Annotated in this window: 14 protein-coding genes and 1 other RNA gene; 6 read left to right on the top strand and 9 right to left on the bottom strand. The window is 72.9% G+C overall.

All coding sequences use genetic code 11. The features are described from left to right. Positions 1 to 95: 95 nt before the first annotated feature. Entirely contained in the window at positions 96 to 1,061 is a 966-nt protein-coding gene (locus OG373_RS24320; RefSeq protein WP_405440294.1) for a LysR family transcriptional regulator, read from the bottom strand. A 94-nt stretch (positions 1,062 to 1,155) separates the two neighbouring features. On the opposite strand from OG373_RS24320, the gene OG373_RS24315 reads away from it, so the two are divergent. The 3 genes from OG373_RS24315 to OG373_RS24305 are packed head-to-tail and all read left to right on the top strand — an operon-like array spanning position 1,156 to position 2,960. Beyond that, entirely contained in the window at positions 1,156 to 2,400 is a 1,245-nt protein-coding gene (locus OG373_RS24315) for an MFS transporter (protein WP_405444184.1), read from the top strand. 30 nt (positions 2,401 to 2,430) lie between these two features. Then, positions 2,431 to 2,706 carry a type II toxin-antitoxin system Phd/YefM family antitoxin gene (locus OG373_RS24310; protein WP_189973383.1) on the top strand — a complete coding sequence of 92 codons (276 nt, stop codon included), beginning with the start codon at positions 2,431 to 2,433 and terminating at the stop codon, positions 2,704 to 2,706. Beyond that, a complete protein-coding gene (locus tag OG373_RS24305; RefSeq protein ID WP_405440293.1) occupies positions 2,703 to 2,960 on the top strand; it encodes a Txe/YoeB family addiction module toxin in 258 nt (85 codons plus the stop codon). The genes OG373_RS24310 and OG373_RS24305 overlap by 4 nt, the downstream gene beginning before the upstream one ends. A gap of 55 nt (positions 2,961 to 3,015) precedes the next feature. Here OG373_RS24305 and ssrA read toward each other — a convergent pair. The 5 genes from ssrA to ftsE form a co-directional block, all read right to left on the bottom strand. After that, positions 3,016 to 3,404, bottom strand: a transfer-messenger RNA (tmRNA) gene (ssrA, locus tag OG373_RS24300). Positions 3,405 to 3,486: 82 nt separating this feature from the next. Continuing rightward, positions 3,487 to 3,972: an SsrA-binding protein SmpB gene (smpB, locus tag OG373_RS24295; RefSeq protein ID WP_189973381.1), complete on the bottom strand. Its 486-nt coding sequence runs from the start codon at positions 3,970 to 3,972 to the stop codon at positions 3,487 to 3,489. 18 nt (positions 3,973 to 3,990) lie between these two features. Further along, the gene (locus OG373_RS24290; protein WP_405440292.1) at positions 3,991 to 5,181 is read right to left on the bottom strand and encodes a S41 family peptidase; all 1,191 of its coding nucleotides are present in this window, start codon (positions 5,179 to 5,181) and stop codon (positions 3,991 to 3,993) included. Positions 5,182 to 5,248: 67 nt separating this feature from the next. Continuing rightward, entirely contained in the window at positions 5,249 to 6,217 is a 969-nt protein-coding gene (ftsX, locus tag OG373_RS24285; protein ID WP_397730934.1) for a permease-like cell division protein FtsX, read from the bottom strand. 17 nt (positions 6,218 to 6,234) lie between these two features. After that, positions 6,235 to 6,924, bottom strand: a complete 690-nt coding sequence (gene ftsE / locus OG373_RS24280) for a cell division ATP-binding protein FtsE (protein ID WP_030771648.1) — start codon at positions 6,922 to 6,924, stop codon at positions 6,235 to 6,237. 237 nt (positions 6,925 to 7,161) lie between these two features. Between ftsE and OG373_RS24275 the strand changes: the two genes are divergently transcribed. Beyond that, on the top strand, positions 7,162 to 7,356 hold the full coding sequence (locus OG373_RS24275; protein WP_189973378.1) for a hypothetical protein: 195 nt from the start codon (positions 7,162 to 7,164) through the stop codon (positions 7,354 to 7,356). A gap of 126 nt (positions 7,357 to 7,482) precedes the next feature. Here the strand turns inward: OG373_RS24275 and prfB are convergent, their stop codons facing one another. Then, complete coding sequence (prfB, locus tag OG373_RS24270) at positions 7,483 to 8,592, bottom strand: peptide chain release factor 2 (protein ID WP_397730931.1); 1,110 nt, start codon at positions 8,590 to 8,592, stop codon at positions 7,483 to 7,485. A 319-nt stretch (positions 8,593 to 8,911) separates the two neighbouring features. Between prfB and OG373_RS24265 the strand changes: the two genes are divergently transcribed. Next, on the top strand, positions 8,912 to 9,913 hold the full coding sequence (locus tag OG373_RS24265) for an isopenicillin N synthase family dioxygenase (protein WP_397730929.1): 1,002 nt from the start codon (positions 8,912 to 8,914) through the stop codon (positions 9,911 to 9,913). 176 nt (positions 9,914 to 10,089) lie between these two features. Here the strand turns inward: OG373_RS24265 and OG373_RS24260 are convergent, their stop codons facing one another. Then, the gene (locus tag OG373_RS24260; protein WP_405440288.1) at positions 10,090 to 11,337 is read right to left on the bottom strand and encodes a serine/threonine-protein kinase; all 1,248 of its coding nucleotides are present in this window, start codon (positions 11,335 to 11,337) and stop codon (positions 10,090 to 10,092) included. 160 nt (positions 11,338 to 11,497) lie between these two features. Then, complete coding sequence (locus OG373_RS24255) at positions 11,498 to 13,273, bottom strand: protein kinase domain-containing protein (protein WP_405440286.1); 1,776 nt, start codon at positions 13,271 to 13,273, stop codon at positions 11,498 to 11,500. A 438-nt stretch (positions 13,274 to 13,711) separates the two neighbouring features. Here OG373_RS24255 and OG373_RS24250 point away from each other — a divergent pair, with 438 nt between their 5' ends. Further along, a complete protein-coding gene (locus OG373_RS24250) occupies positions 13,712 to 16,603 on the top strand; it encodes an FHA domain-containing protein (protein WP_405440284.1) in 2,892 nt (963 codons plus the stop codon). Positions 16,604 to 16,682 lie beyond the last annotated feature (79 nt).

Genomic DNA, 16,682 nt, shown 5'->3' with positions numbered 1-16,682 from the left:
TCTCGCGTCCACAGCTCTCGCGTCCGTGGCACGACCGTAGGAACGGCGCGTTTCCGCCCCGGTCCCCGCCGGATGACCGCCGGGAAACCTTGCTCTCACCCGCCGCCAAGGGCGCCTGTGAGCGCGGCCGGGCGCCAGCTCCCCGGGGGCACTTCCAGCCAGCCGTGTTCCGCGGAGAGGGTGGCCGCGGCCCGGTGCAGCGCTTCGAGACCGGGGTGGCCGAAGCCCTTGCGCCACACCATGGACAGCGGGGACAGCGGTACCGGGTCGACCAGCGGCCGCTTCACGGACCCGGGCATGTCGACGAAGTCCACGGTCACCAGTACCGGGTGGCCGGTCTTGGCCATGACCCGGCGGAACTCGTCCTTGCCCATGGCCACCGGCGCGGGCGGCGCCATCAGGATCCCGCGTCCGGCGAACAGCTCGCGCGCCAGCCCCGTCCACTCCGGCGTCCGCGGGTTCCCGGCGCCCGCGTACACGGTCTCCCCGGCCAGCGCGTCGAGCGGTACGGTCGGCCGCCCGGCCAGCGGGTGCGCCTCGGGCAGCAGCACGGCGAGCGGCTCGTACCGCACGGGCCGGTGCGCGATGCGGGAGCGCCACACCGGGTCCAGCCCGGCGGCGTACCCGAAGGAGACGTCGAGGCGCCCGGCGGCGACCTCGGCGGCGGCGTAGGTCAGCCCGCTCTCCCAGCGGGCCATCAGCTCGCAGTCCGGGGCGAGTTCGCGGGCCCGTTCCAGGACGGTGCGCGCGGTGCTCGGCCCGTCGGTGTTCAGGTCGACGAGCAGCGCCCTGGGCGCGGCGAAGGCGGCGGCGACCGCCTCGTGCGCGGCCAGCACCCGCCGGGCGAGCGGCAGCAGCCGCTCCCCGTCGGGGGTCGGCTCGACGGCGCGGGTCGTACGGACGAACAACGTGGTGCCGAGGGCCTCTTCCAGCCGCCGTACGTCGCGGCTCAGCGCCTGCTGGGCGACGTACAGCCGGGCGGCGGCGCGGGTGAAGTGCAGTTCCTCGGCCACGGCGACGAACCCGCGCAGCAGGCGGGGGTCCACGTCACGGGGCATCATCCCCGGAGACTAACAACGGATCGGCGTGAATGGCTGCCGGACAGGTGTTGGACGCCGCGCCCGGTCCCGGCCGAGGGTGGTGGTCATGCCCCTCATGTCCGTCACCGGCAGCACCCTCGTCCTCGCCGCACCGTCCGCCCGGCGCACCCCCCGACGCACTCCCCCGCGCCCGCAGGGCCCCTACCGCCGCCTGTTCGCGCTGCCCGGCACCCGCGGCTTCACCGCCGGGAATCTCCTCGCCCGCCTCCCGATGGGCATGTTCGGGGTCAGCGCGGTCATGATGATCGCCGGCCAGCGCGGCTCGTACGCCCTCGCCGGCGCGGTCACGGCGACCGGCATGGCCGCCACCGCACTGGTCGCGCCCTGGACCGCCCGGCTGGTCGACCGGCACGGCCAGGCCCGGATCGCCGTCCCGGCGACCCTGATCGCGGTCCTCGGTTCGCTGTCCCTGGTCGTGTGCGTCCGCACCGGGGCCCCCGCCTGGACCCTCTTCGCCTCGTACGCCGCGACCGCCACCACCCCGAACATCGGCGGGATGTCCCGCGCCCGCTGGACGCACCTGCTGCGCGACTCCCCGGCCGCGCACCACACCGCGATGTCCTTCGAACAGGCCGCCGACGAGCTCTGCTACATGCTCGGCCCGGTGCTGGCGGCCTTCCTCTGCTCGGTCGTCCTCCCCGAGGCCGGCACCCTCACCGCGGCCGTCCTGCTGCTGACCGGCATGCTGGTGTTCACCTCCTGCCGCGCCACCCAGCCCCCGGTGTCGGCGGGACCGCGCCGCGGCTCACCGCTGCGCGCCCTGGCCCCGCTGCTGCCTCTCTTCCTGGCCACCGGTGTGGTCTTCGGCTCGATGGAGATCGCCTCGATCGCCCACCTCGGCGCCCTGGGGCTGGGCGCCGCCTCCGGCCCGGTGCTGGCCCTCCAGGCGGCGGGCTCCTGCGCGGCCGGGCTGCTCTACGGAACGCTGCGTCCGCTCGGCCTGCGCACCTGCCTGGTCGCCATGGCCGCCGCGATGACCCTGCCGTGGCTCGCGGCGAGCACGGACTCGCTCCTCCCGCTGGCCTGCGCCCTGCTGCTGGCGGGCATGGCCACGGCTCCGACGATGGTGACGGCGATGTCCCGGGTCCACGCCCTGACGCCGGAGGGCCGCCTCAACGAGGGCATGACCCTGGCAGTCACCGCCATCCTCGCGGGCATCGCCCTGGGCGCGGCCACGGCCGGCACCCTGGTCGACCACCTGGGCCCGTCCGCCGCGTACGCCCTCCCGGCCGCGGCGGCCTTCCTCGCGCTCGCCCTCACGAAAGTCGTACCGGTTTCCCGTACCGGACTTGTACCATAGATTGGTACGACTCGACGAGAGGAGCGCACCATGTCCATAAGCGCCAGCGAAGCCAGGGCGACCCTGTTCCCGCTGATCGAGCGCGTCAACACCGACCACGCCCCGGTGCGCATCACCTCGAAGAGCGGTGACGCGGTCCTCATGTCCGCCGACGACTACGACTCCTGGCAGGAGACCGTCTACCTCCTGCGCTCCCCCGCCAACGCCCAGCGGTTGATGGAAGCCGTCGCGCGCGACCGCGAGGGCGCCTCCACGGTCACCAGGACGCTGGACGAGCTGAGGGAGTTGGCCGGGGGCGAGGAGTGAGGAGCGTTCACTTCGACCCCGCCGCCTGGGAGGACTTCCTGTTCTGGCTCTCGTCGGACCGGAAGATGGCCCGCCGGATCACTCGCCTGATCGGCGAGATCCAGCGGGACCCGTTCACCGGCATCGGCAAGCCCGAGCCCCTGAAGGGCGAACTGACGGGCTACTGGTCCCGCCGCATCGACGACGAGCACCGCCTCGTGTACCGGGCCGACGACAAGGAAGTGAAGGTCGTCAAGGCCCGCTACCACTACTGACGCATGACAAAGGCCCCGCAGCCGAGAGGCTGCGGGGCCTTTGCCCACATGGGATGAGTGGAGATGGCGGGAATCGAACCCGCGTCCAACGGTGCAGAAGCAGGGCTTCTCCGAGCGCAGTCCGCTGCGCTTTTCTCAGCCCCGGAGATCACACGGACAAGTCTCCGACGGGCTCAGTCACTGTTTGGTTTCCCTCCAACCCCCGTGACCGGGGCTAGAGGTTTAGATCCCTAATTGACGCCAGGATCCGGACCGGGACCACTTCCGGGCTGACGCTCCTCACAGAGGCTTCAGCTCACTGTTATTAGGCAGCGAGGGTGAAGCGGGAGTTATCGCTCTTGGAGTTGGCGATTATTTTTTGCGACATATGGTTAGCGAGATCATTGCCGCTTCCTCGGCTCGCTTCCCCTGCATCGACATCCGCTGTCGAAACCGATCATCCCCATGTTTTTTTAACAAGCTGCTCCACCCCGGGGGGCGGTGCTGACGCCATGGTACGCGAAGTGGAGCGCCGCGTGCCAGGTGATTAAACCGTGCCGCGCTGCTTGCGCCGGACGGCCGAGATCGCCCGGTTCGTCTCGCGGGTGTCCTGCTTCTCCCGCAGCGTCTGCCGCTTGTCGTACTCCTTCTTGCCCTTGGCCAGCGCGATCTCGACCTTCGCCCGGCCGTCCTTGAAGTACAGCGAGAGGGGCACGATCGTGTGACCCGACTCGTCCGCCTTGCGCTCCAGCTTGTCGATCTCCTCGCGGTGCATGAGGAGCTTGCGCTTGCGCCGGGCGCTGTGGTTGGTCCAGGTGCCCTGGCTGTACTCCGGCACGTGCACGTTGTAGAGCCAGGCCTCCCCGCCCTCCACCGACACGAAGCCGTCCACCAGCGAGGCCCGGCCCTGGCGCATGGACTTGACCTCGGTACCCGTGAGCACGAGACCGCACTCGTAGGTGTCGATGATCGCGTAGTCGTGGCGCGCCTTCTTGTTCTGGGCGATCAGCTTGCGCCCTTTTTCCTTAGCCATAGTGCGGTCATTTTCGCACTACGGACCCACCCCGAGGCCACCCAATACTGTGACCGCCCGCTCCTCGACCGCCTCGCCCGCCGGCACGTCCGGGGTGATGCCCTCGCCGTCCAGGCTCCGGCCCGCCGGTGTGCGGTACGTGCCCACCGTCAGCTCGGCCACCGAGCCGTCAGGCAGCTCGGTCGGCATCTGCACCGAGCCCTTGCCGAAGGTCCGGCTGCCCACCGCCACGGCCCGGCCCCGGTCCTGCAGGGCGCCCGTCACCAGCTCGGCCGCGCTCATCGTGCCGCCGTCGACGAGGGCCACCAGCGGCCGGGTGGTGTCCCCGCCCGGGGCCGCGTACAGGACCCGCTGGTCGCCGCGTACGTCGTACGTGGCCACGAGCCCGCCGTCCAGGAAGGCCGAGGCGGCGGTGACCGCCTCGGCGACCAGGCCGCCCGGGTTGCCGCGCAGGTCGAGCACGACCCCCTCACCGGGCGGGGCCGCGCGCACGGCGGACCTGACGCGCTCGCCGGAACCGCGGGTGAAGGAGACCACCTTGATGACCGTGACCCCGTCCGGGCGCCGGCGTACGGTCACCGGCTCGGTGCGCAGTTGCTCGCGGCGCACCGTCTCGGTGAGGTCCGCGCCGTCCCGGTTCAGGTTCAGCACGACGGGGGTGCCGGCCACACCGCGCAGCAGGGCGACCACGTCGGCGACGGCCAGGCCGGTCACGGTGTGCCCGTCGACGCTCAGCAGCCGGTCCCCGGCGCGCAGTCCCGCCCGGGCGGCGGGGCTGCCCGGCTGGACCTTGTCGACCTTGATCATGCCGTCGTGGGCCCGCTCGGCCCAGACGCCCACGCCGGTCCAGCGGCCGTCGAGGCCCTCGGCGAAGGCGGCGTACTCGCCCTGGTCGTAGACGGTGCCCCAGCGGTCGCCGCTGCGGCTGACCACCTCCTGCGCGGCCTTCTTGCCGGACTTGCCCTCGGCGACGGCCTCCGCGGCGGCCCGGGCGACCGCGTCCCGGTCGGCGGTGCCGGCCTGGCGCGGGGCCTCCGGAGCGGGGGCGCCGGTCAGGGCCGCGGCGGCCACGGCACCCTCTTCGCGGTCCCAGCAGCCGGTGTACGCACCGGCGCCCACGGCGGTGAGGAAGGCCAACGTCAAAACGGCCCCGCGACGCAGGTCGCGGGGCCGGAGACAGAAGGCGGGAATACTCGGCAAGCCCAGCATGGCGCCGAGTCTAGGACAAGCCCCGCGCCGGTACGGGTGGTTGACCGGACCGCTCGCGGGGCGCTTGTCACACCTTCAGGTACTTGCGCAGGGCGACGAAGGCGGCCATGGAGGGCATCAGGAGGCCGATGAAGAGGACGTACGGGAGCTTGGCCAGCACCGATCCCCAGCCCATGAAGTCGATCAGCTGGATCTTGTCCCGCAGTCCGACGCCGTGGTCGATCACGAAGTACTGCCCGGAGACGAGCATGACGCAGGCGAAGAGCGCGCCGATGAGGCCGGCGACGGCCGCCTCCATGATGAAGGGAACCTGGATGTAGAAGCTGGAGGCACCCACCAGCCGCATGATCCCGGTCTCCCGCCTTCGGCTGAACGCCGAGACGCGCACGGTGTTGACGATCAGCAGCAGCGCCACGATCAGCATGATCAACATGATGCCGAGGGCCGCGTAGTTGAGGTAGTTCAGGATCCGGAAGAGGTCGTCGATCTCCTTGCGCTGGTCGTCGACGGTGTGGATGCCGTCGCGGCCGGCGAAGGCGGAGGTGACCACCTTGTACTTCTCCGGGTTCTTGAGCTTGACCCGGAAGGACTCCTGCATCTGGTCGGGCGTGATGGAGGAGGCGAGCGCGGTGTGCCCGTACTGCTCCTGGTAGTGCTTGTACGCCTCGTCCGCCGATTCGTACGCGACGCTCTTGACCAGCGTCATCTGCTTGAGCTCGGAGTCGATCTGCTTCTTCTGCTCATCGGTCACGGCGCCCTTGCGGCAGGTGGCTACGCCTCCGGAGCCGCTCGCCGAACCGTCCGGCTTGGCGGCCGCCTCGCCGGCCTCCTGGGCGTCCTGCTTGTTGCAGAGGTAGATCGAGACGTTGGCCTTGTCGTACCAGAAGCCCTTCATCCGGCTCACCTGCTCGCGCATGAGCAGGGAGCCGCCGAACAGGGCCAGTGAGAGGGCCACGGAGATGATGACCGCGAAGGTCATGGTGAGATTGCGACGGAGACCGACGCCGATCTCCGACATGACGAACTGGGCGCGCATTGCGTCTCAGGGACCTTTCAGTGCTGGTAGCCGTAGACGCCGCGCGACTGGTCGCGCACGAGTCGGCCCTGTTCGAGTTCGATGACGCGCTTGCGCATCTGGTCGACGATCTGCTGGTCGTGTGTGGCCATGATCACCGTGGTGCCGGTCCGGTTGATCCGGTCCAGCAGCTTCATGATCCCGACCGAGGTCTGGGGGTCGAGGTTGCCGGTGGGCTCGTCCGCGATCAGCAGGGCGGGGCGGTTGACGAAGGCGCGGGCGATGGCCACGCGCTGCTGCTCACCGCCGGAGAGCTCGCCGGGCATGCGGTCCTCCTTGCCGCCCAGGCCCACGAGTTCGAGGACCTGCGGGACGGCCTTGCGGATCTCGCCGCGCGGCTTGCCGATGACCTCCTGGGCGAAGGCCACGTTCTCGGCCACCGTCTTGTTGGGCAGCAGGCGGAAGTCCTGGAAGACGGTCCCCAACTGGCGCCGCATCTGCGGAACCTTCCAGTTGGAGAGCTTGGCGAGGTCCTTGCCCAGGACGTGCACCTGGCCGTGGCTCGCCCGTTCCTCGCGCAGGATCAGGCGCAGGAACGTGGACTTGCCGGAGCCGGAGGAGCCGACGAGGAAGACGAACTCGCCCTTCGCAATGTCGAGGGAGACTTCTCTCAGTGCGGGACGGCTCTGCTTCGGGTAGGACTTGGAGACACTGTCGAATCGGATCACGGGTGCACCACGGTCGCCGGGAGTAGGTGTGCGTGACCATACGCGAACGGGCGCGAGGTGTGGACCCGGCCTCCGGACTTGCCCGATTTATCCCGGGGTGCCGGCCCGTCCGGACCGTGATTGCCCGGACGGGCCGCGCCGAATGTCGGCGAAGCTGGCACAGTGGTAGGGGGAACGGTCCGGGTCCCCGCACCGTTGTACGCAACGAGAAGACCGAGGGGACGAGAGGAGGAGCGCATGACATATGACCGGCTCGTGTGCGCGAACTGCGCCGCACCCGTCAGCCAGGGCCGCTGCCCGGTGTGCCGGGCGAACCGGGAGCGCCTCCAGCAGGAGGGCAGCCCCTTCTCCGGCCTGAACCCCATGACCCTTATCGTGCTCATGGTGGTCCTCGTGGCAGCTCTGGCGCTGGTGGCCCAGCACGCCGCCTAGAGCGCTCACACCGCCCCGTCGCGGTGCGCGCGGTATCCGTGCCGCGTACCCGATCACACACGCGAGAAGGGCCCGGACACCTGGTGTCCGGGCCCTTCTCCTCGTGCTGTGTCTCGTGCCGCGCCGTTACGCGGTCTGCTCCTGCTGCTTGCGCCAGCGGATTCCGGCCTCCAGGAAGCCGTCGATCTCGCCGTCGAGCACGGCCTGCGGGTTGCCGACCTCGAACTCCGTCCGCAGGTCCTTGACCATCTGGTACGGGTGCAGGACGTAGGAGCGCATCTGGTTGCCCCAGGAGCTGCCGCCGTCCTTGAGGGCGTCCATCTTGTCCTTCTCCTCCTGGCGGCGCCGCTCGAGCAGCTTGGCCTGGAGGACGTTCATGGCGCTGGCCTTGTTCTGGATCTGCGAGCGCTCGTTCTGGCAGGAGACCACGATTCCGGTCGGCAGGTGCGTGATGCGCACCGCGGAGTCGGTGGTGTTGACGCCCTGGCCGCCGGGGCCGGAGGCGCGGTACACGTCGACGCGCAGCTCGGTCTCGTCGATCTCGACGTGGTCGCTGGTCTCGACGACCGGGAGCACCTCGACGCCCGCGAAGGAGGTCTGGCGGCGGCCCTGGTTGTCGAAGGGCGAGATCCGCACGAGGCGGTGGGTGCCCTGCTCGACCGAGAGCGTTCCGTAGGCGTACGGGGCCTTGACGACGAAGGTGGTCGACTTGATGCCGGCCTCTTCCGCGTACGAGGTCTCGTAGATCTCCGTCGAGTACCCGTGGCGCTCGGCCCAGCGCAGGTACATGCGCTGGAGGCGCTCGGCGAAGTCGGAGGCGTCGACGCCACCGGCCTCGGCACGGATGTTGACCAGGGCCTCGCGCTCGGCGTACTCGCCGGAGAGCAGGGTCCGGACCTCCATCTCGTCCAGCGCCTTGCGGACGGAGACGAGCTCGACCTCGGCCTCGGCCAGGGTGTCCGCGTCGTCCATCTCCTGGGCGAGGTCGAAGAGCACCCCGAGGTCGTCGATGCGCCCCCGCAGCGTTTCGGTCTTACGGACCTCCGCCTGGAGGTGCGAAAGCTTGCTCGTGATCTTCTGAGCCGCCTCCGGGTCGTCCCACAGGGACGGCGCGGCGGCCTGCTCCTCGAGCACGGCGATATCTGCCCTCAGCTTGTCGAGGTCCAGGACGGCCTCGATCGACCCCATGGTCGAGGAGAGGGACTTCAGCTCTTCGGAAACATCGACGACTGCCACGGGTCCAGCGTAGCCGGTCCCCGGACGATGCCGTCCGGGCAGGCCGGATCACCCGTACTGATGAGAGCTCGTACGGGCGTACGCTCACCGTATGACCGTTCTCCTCGTCAAGCGCCGCCATGTGGACCACATGCGTGTCACGACGACGAGCTGTCTGCCGCCGGACCGAACCCAAGCCTGATCCGACCCGATCCGACTTGGTCCTGTACGCGCGGCTCCCGCGGTCCCGGCACCACCCCTGTCGGAGACCCTCCCCCGCCCCGCGGCCCCCGCCACCTCTGGGGAACAGGACCCCGTGACATCCCGAAACGGAGCCGTCATGCCGTCCGCGCACACTCTCCCCGTCCTGGACCTCTCCCAGGCGGACGACCCGGCCCAGCGGGCCGACTTCCTGAAGAAGCTGCACGCAGCCGCCCGGGACTCCGGTTTCCTGCACCTGACCGGGCACGGCGTCACCGCCGCCGAGAGCGCCCGCATCCTCGAACTGACCAGGGCGTTCTTCGCCCTCCCGGAGTCCGAGCGGCTCTCGGTCAGCAATCTGAACTCCCCGCACTTCCGCGGCTACACCCGCATCGGCCACGAGCTGACCGGCGGAGCCTCCGACTGGCGGGACCAGCTGGACGTCGGCGCGGAGCGCCCGGCGCCGGCGGTGGGACCGGACGACCCGGCGTACCTGTGGCTGGAGGGCCCGAACCAGTGGCCCGCCGCCCTCCCGGAACTGCGCACGGTGGTCCTGGACTGGCAGTCCCGGCTCGCGGCGGTGGCCCACCGCCTGCTCCAGGAGCTGCTCGTCGCGATCGGCGCCCCGGCGGACTTCTTCGACGCGGCCTTCGCGGACCGCCCGCACCTGCACACCAAGCTGATTCGCTACCCGGGATCGGCCCCCTCCGGCGCCGACCAGGGCGTGGGCGCACACAAGGACTACGGGTTCCTGACGCTGCTGCTCCAGGACTCGGTGGGCGGCCTCCAGGTGGTCCGGGACGGCGGCTACCTGGACGTGCCGCCGATGCCGGGCGCGTTCGTGGTGAACCTGGGCGAGCTGCTGGAGATCGCGACCGAGGGCTACCTGACGGCGACGGACCATCGGGTGGTCAGCCCGCCGGGGGCGGTGGAGCGGTACTCGGTGCCGTTCTTCTACAACCCGCGGCTGGACGCGGTGATCGAGACCGTTCCGGGCGAGTACCTGCGCTCCGCGCCGGGGGTCGCGCACGACGAGTCGAACCCGCTGCACGCCGAGTACGGCCGCAACGAACTCAAGGGCTGGGTCCGCGCCCACCCGGCCGTGGCGCGGCGCTGGCACCCGGAACTGGCCAACGCGTAGCCGTCCCCGGCCGCGGGTGACCGCTGCGCGGAGCTCTCTCCCCGCCCCGCCCTTTCGCCGTTTCCCGGGCTCTGCCCGGACCCGGTCCTCAAACGCCGGACGGCTCGAAAATCCAGCCGTCCGGCGTTTGTGGCGCGGGGTCCGGGGCGGAGCCCCGGGAGCGGCGCCGCACGGCGTTACGGGACCCGAGGGACCGACTGCTTGCTGTCCTGGGGCGGGGGCTCCTCGCCCCCGGAGACGGCCAGCCACGTGCCCAGGCCGACGGCCGCGGCCAGTGCCAGGGCCGACACCGACAGGACCAGCCGACGCTTGCGCGCGGCCTCCGCGCGGTGGCGGGCGGAGCCCGGCCGGTGGCCGCCGGCCGGGCGCGGCACGCGGGCGGTGCCCAGCGCCCCGCCCGCCAGCTCGTCCGGCCCCGGCACGCGCATCGAGGTGTGGGTGTCCCGGTTGGAGTCCGTCGCCGAGCCCGGCACCAGCGGAACCACGCCACGCCGCCGGACCGGATCCGCCGCCGGTTCCTCCGAGGGCTCGGGGTCCGGTTCCGCGTCGTCCGGCTCGTCCACGTCCAGCGGCGGCATCCCGGCCAGCATCGGGAGCAGGTCCCGCAGCCGGACCGACAGCTCCGAGGCCCGCAGCCGCGAGGCCGGCGCCTTGGCCAGGCACTGCACGATGAGCTGCCACAGCTCGTCGGGGATGCCCGGCAGCGGGACGACCGTCTCGGTCACGTGCCGCCGCAGGACCGCTCCCGGGTGGCCCCCGCCGAAGGGGGTGAACCCGGCCAGCAGCTCGTACAGGACCGTGGCCAGGGCGTATATGTCCACCGCGGCCCGCGGGGGCAGGCCCTCCACGATCTCCGGCGCCAGGTAGTCCGGGGTGCCGATGATCCGGGTCGTCGGCGCCGAGGCCCGGCCCGCCGCGGCCCGCCGCGGGGAGTCGATCAGCTTGGCCACGCCGAAGTCGGTCAGCAGCGCCGGGTGCGAACCGCCCGGGCCGAGCGGGCCCTGCATGTCCAGCAGGACGTTCTCCGGCTTGACGTCCCGGTGGACGACCCCCGCCGCGTGCGCCGCAGCCAGCGCGTCGGCGACGTCCGCGACGATCGCCACGGCCGCCTCGGGGGCGAGCCGCCGCTCGCGGTCGAGGCGCGTGCGCAGGTCCGTACCGCGGACGAGGTCCATGACGAGGGCGAGGTCGTTGCCGTCCACGACGAGGTCGCGGACGGACACGACGTGCGGGTGCTCCAGGCCGAGCAGCGCGCTGCGCTCCTGGACGAACCGTCCGACGAGTTCCTGGTCGGACGCGAGGTCCTCGCGCAGCAGTTTGACGGCGACGGGCCCGTCAGGCCCCTCGCCCAGCCACACCGTGCCCGCGCTGCCGCGCCCCAGGATCTGGTGCGCGGTGTACCGGCTGCCGATCTTCCGTGCCACGACTGCTCCCTCAGCGGCTGGCGTACGCACCAAAGCTACGCGGCCGAGTGGGCGTTGGAGGCCAGCAGGGGGCCGGATTCGTGGCGACCTTCACTTCTGCGGGCGAAATCACGTCCTAGAAGTCGACAAATCTACGAGGTCGGCACTGCCGGAGCTCCCGTCAGGGGTTCGTCGAGCCCGAGGAGCCCGCGGAATCCCCGATCGTGCTGACCCAGTCGACCACGCCGGAACCCCAGGTCCACACCTGGTCCCACCAACCCCGGCCGGTGCCGACCCACTCCTGGAGCGGGGTCAGCTCCCAGACCAGCCAGCCCGCGACGAAGAACACCAGGATCAGCACCAGACAGCCCTTGAGGCAGCCGAGGCCGGGGATCCGCACCGGGTTGGCGCTGCGGCGGCGCGGCTCGCGCGGCTCCCGGGGGGCCGGCCGCTGCGGCGGCGGAGCCTGCGGGGGCTGCTGCTGCGGCTGGGGCTGGCGGTACTGGGGCTGCTGCGGCTGAGGCTGCTGCTGGTACGGCTGGGGCTGGTGCTGCTGCGGCTGGTAGTGCTGCGGCGGCGGAGGCGCGTACTGCTGCTGGGGCCGCTGCTGCGGCTGGCGGTACTGCTGCGGCGGCGGCGGCTGCTGCTGGTACTGCTGCTGCTGGGGCGGCGGGCCCTGCCGGTACGGCTGCTGCTGGGGCCGGTGCTGCGGCGGCGGAGGCGCCTGTCGCTGCGGGCGGCGGCGCAGCGGGTCCTCGTTCGGGTCGAGGTACTGGATCTGCGTCTGCTCGTTGCGATCACGGGCGGCCTGCATCTGCGACTGCCACGGATGCGGCTGGTCGGGCCGCTGCACCGGGGGCATCACCGAGGTCGGGTCGGCGCCGGGGCCGCCTGTGCTCGGCAGCACCGAGGTGGCGTCGGCCGCACCGACCGGCGGCATGACGCTGGTCATCGCGTTCGGGTCGTACGCGCCGGCCTGCGCGCCCGTCCCGGGAAGCATCTGGGTGGGGTCGGCGGCGCCGGGGGTCTCGGGGACCGGGGCCGGCGAGGGGTCGGGCGCGAGCAGCGCGCCCACGCCGAGCGCGGCCTCCACCTCGGCGGCCGAGGAGTGCACGCCGATGCCGGCGGCCACCACGCGCAGTGCGCGGGCCAGGCTCTGGGCGCTGGGGCGCTCGTTCGGCTCCTTGCGCAGGCAGCGCTCGATGACCGTCCACAGCGGCTCCGGCACGATCGAGGGCCGCTGCGGGTCCTCGCTGAGGTGGCGGTGGAGCACTTCGAGCGCGGTGCCGCCGGCGAACGGCGGGCGTCCGGTGAGCAGCTCGTAGAGGAGGATGCCGGCGCCGTAGATGTCGACGGCGGAGGTCTGCGGACGACCCTCCGCGGACTCGGGGGCGACGTAGGCGGGGGTACCGACGAACTCGTGGGTGCGGGTCAGGCCCGGGGAGTCCGCGAGGCGGGCGATGCCGAAGTCGGTGAGCATCGGCTTCATCTGCCCGCCGCGCTCGTCGAGCAGCACGTTGGCCGGCTTCAGGTCGCGGTGGACCACTCCGTCGGCGTGGCTGGCGGCGAGGGCGTCCGCGATCTGGGCGGTCAGCAGGCTCGCGGCGACGGGCGTGAAGGGGCCGTTCTCGCGGAGGTAGCGGTGCAGGTCCGGGCCGTCGATCAGGTCCATGACCAGGGCCAGCAGATCACCCTCGACGACGAGGTCGCGGGTGCGCACGATGTTGGGGTGGGTCAGGCGCAGCAGGACCGAGCGCTCCCGCAGGAAGCGCATGACGATGTCGGGATCCTGGGCCAGCTCCTCCTTGAGGACCTTGATGGCCACGGTCTCGCCGGGCTGGCCCGCCACGGCCGCCTCCGCGCCGGCGGCCTCCCTCTGGCGGGCACGCCAGACAGTGCCCGTGGCGCCGCGCCCGAGCGGCTCCTCGAGCAGGTATTTGCTGCCGACTGGCCGCACGTCTCGCGCTCCCCTGCTGTCGTCCTGCTGTGGTCGATCTGCTGATTGGTTTTCCGGCCCACTCTAGGGGGTGTCCCCCGGGAAGACGCCGGTCCGCAGAGGTTGGTTGCCGCACATATGTACGGAGGGTGATGTTTGCGGGGTATGCCGGAGGCGTTTTTCCCCGTCTTTCGCCACCTCGCCGTCCGGATCCGGCCGGGGTCCGCCCCGGGTCGGATCACATCAAGATCATTTGTTGCCGGGTGCCGGGCGTGTTGTCCGTGACAGGTGCGAGGATGCACCCGTACGGAACGGCACGGGACGGGAGCCCCGCCTTCCGGGCAGACCTGACCGGACGACGCGTCCGTGCCGGGTGGGGGTCGACCGGACGGTCGTGTCACGGGATTCCCCTGCCGGGCGCACACACCGCGCACCGCGCAGAAGGGACCGCTGACGGCGATGCAGATCCGGCTGACCGTCCTTGGGTCGCGCAGCGGCCACCAGACCGCGACCGCCCCCGCGAGCTGTGACGTGCTCGTCACCGCGCCTGTCGGCACCGCGCTGGCCGCGGTCGCCTCCGGGCTCGCGGCGACCGTCGGCGGACCCGATACCGGGGGCACGGTCGTGCTGTACGCCGGTTCCGAGCGCCTCGACCTCCAGCGGCGGGTGCTCGGCGAGCCGCCGCTCGTGGACGGTGCGGTCGTGGCCCTGCACGGACCGGTGCCGGACGTCCTGCCCGAGGACGGCCTCGGCACTCCCCAGCTGCACGTGGTCGCCGGACCCGACGCGGGCGGAGTCCACCTCCTGCACAGCGGGCAGATCCGGGTGGGCCGCTCCGCCGACGCCGACGTCCCGCTGGACGACCCCGACGTCTCCCGGCTGCACTGCGCGGTGACCGTGATCCGCGACGGGCGCGTCGTGGTCGCCGACCTGGACTCGACGAACGGCACCACCCTGGACTGCGCCCCGGTGGGACCGCAGCCCGTCGCCCTGCCCCCGGGTGCGCTGCTGCGGGTCGGCGAGTCCACCCTGCGGCTGGCACCCTCGGGCGCACCCGCGCTGCCGGTGACCCCGGACCTCCAGGGCCACCTCTCGGTCTCCGCCCCGCCGCCCGCCGTCCCGGGCCCGTCGGTCGGCCCGTCGGCCGGCCCGCTCCCCGGGGCCGACCCCGCCGCCCCCGTGCCGGCGCCCGACGCCTCCGGACCCGCCGGGGCCCCCGAGGCCCCCGACACCTCCGCCCCTGCCGCCGGGGCCGGGCGGCGCAAGGGCATCGGGGCCTGGGCCCGCAAGTGGGTGCGGGGCGAGGAGCCCGCAGGGGCCCCGCAGGAACCGCCGGCCGCCGCTCCCGACCCCGACGACCCCGCCGCGCTGCTGCTGGCCGCGATGGGCCCCACCGAGCGCCTGTGGTCCCGTACCACCGGGCAGCTCGCCGTGCTGGACGTGGGGCTCGGCGCCGGGAGCCGGGTGTCCCTGCCCGCCGTCGGCGCCCTCGGGCTCGCCGGGCCGCGGGCCCGGCTGGCCGGGGTCGCCCGCTGGGTGGTCGCGCAGATGGCGGGGCTGCACGCCCCGGGGCAGCTGGAGATCGTGCTCGTCTCCACCGACCGGGCGCGCGGCCTCGCCGACCGGCGGCGCGACTGGGGCTGGCTCGGCTGGCTGCCCCACGTACGGCCCGCGCACGGCCAGGACTGCCGGCTCCTCCTCGCGTACGACCGCGACCAGGCCGTCGCCCGTACGGGTGAGCTGACCCGGCGCCTCGACGAAGGTCCGCTCGGCGTGCACTGGGCCGCCGCCGACGCCGGGCAGGTCCGGCGGGCCGCCGCCGTTTACGACGGCCCGTACACGCTCGTCGTGATCGACGGCGATCCCGGGGCGGGCCCGCTGCGCGACATCACCGGGCGCCTCGCCTCGCACGGCCCGGCCGCCGGGATCCACGTGCTCGTCCTCGCCGAGGCCCCGCCCGCCACCCCCGCCTCCCCGGTCACCGAGACGTACGAGGCCGCCTGCGCGGGCGCCCCCGCCTTCCGGCACTGCGGCGCGGTCGCGCTGCTCAGCGGCGATGTGGCCACGGCCGTACGGACCTTCGAGATCAGCGGCGGCCGGCCGGTCCCCGCCGGGGGCACCGCCACCGCCGACGCCGTCTCCGCCGCCTGGGCCGAGCGCTTCGCCCGCGCCCTGGCCCCGTTGCGCACCGCCGAGGTCGGCTCCGTCGCGGCGTACCGGCCGGCCGCCGCCACGCTGCCCGCCACCGCACGGCTGCTGGACGAGCTGGGGCTGGCCCGGGCCACCCCCGCCTCCCTGATGGCCCGCTGGGCCGCCGCCACCGACCAGGGGCAGGGCGTGGGCGGCCTCGCCGAGATCGTGCTGGGCAGCGGACGGCGCGGGCCCGTCGGCACCGAGCTCGTCCACGACGGCCCGCACCTGCTCATCGAGGGGCCCGCCGGGAGCGGGCGGACCGAGCTGCTGCGGTCGGTGGCCGCCTCGCTGTCCGCGGCCGCCCGGCCCGACCGGCTCGGGCTGCTGCTCCTCGACGGGGCCGGCGGGGAGCGCGGCGACGGGCTGCTGCCCTGCACCGAACTGCCGCACGTCTCCGCCCACCTGGTCGCCTCCGATCCGCTGCGCATGCGGGAGTTCGCGCAGGCACTGGGCGCGGAGCTCAAGCGCCGCTCCGAGCTGCTGGCGGAGCTGTCCTTCGCCGAGTGGCACGCGCAGCGCGAGGTGGCCGACCGGATGGTCTCGCCCCGCCGCCCCGCCCCGGGCGAGCAGCGCGGCGACCTCGACCCCCAGCGCACCGGCACGCTCCGGCTGCGCGCCGCTGCGCCCCGTACCGAACCGGCCGGGCCGGGCCCGCTGCCCCGCCTGGTGGTGCTCGTGGACGACCTCGACGCGCTGGTCGCGCCGGGGCTGGGCAGTACGGGCCGCCCCGCCGCCGGCTCGGTGGTCCGGGCGCTGGAGGCGGTGGCCCGCGAGGGCGCCCGGCTCGGCGTGCACCTGGTGGCCACCAGCGCCCACCCGGACCGGACGGCGGACACCGGGCTGGCCCGGCTGACGACCCTGCGCGTGGAGCTCGACGCACCCGACCAGCCGGGCCCGGGCCGCGGCCTGCTCCGGTTCGGGGACGGCCGGACGGTCCCGTTCCAGGCGGGCCGGGTCACCGGCCGGATCCCTCGGACGGCGACCCTGAGGCCGACTGTGGTCACGGTGGAGTGGGAGCGGATGGGCGATCCACCGGCCCGCCGCCCGGTACGTGAGCTGGGCAACGGGCCGACCGACCTGGCACTGCTGGCCAGCGCCCTGGACCGGGCCGCGCACCTGGTCTCGGCGATACCCGTGCAGTTCCCTCCCGCGCCCTGACGCCCGCGCGCCCGCCCGCGACGCGGTATTGCGGGGTCGCACGGCTCGGCGTAGACCTTGTGGTCCGGGACACACCACG

This window comes from Streptomyces avidinii (assembly GCF_045161815.1).
Lineage (GTDB): Bacteria > Actinomycetota > Actinomycetes > Streptomycetales > Streptomycetaceae > Streptomyces > Streptomyces avidinii.
The sequence above is the reverse complement of the archived record's forward strand: the minus strand, read 5'-3'. Positions and strand labels throughout refer to the sequence as shown.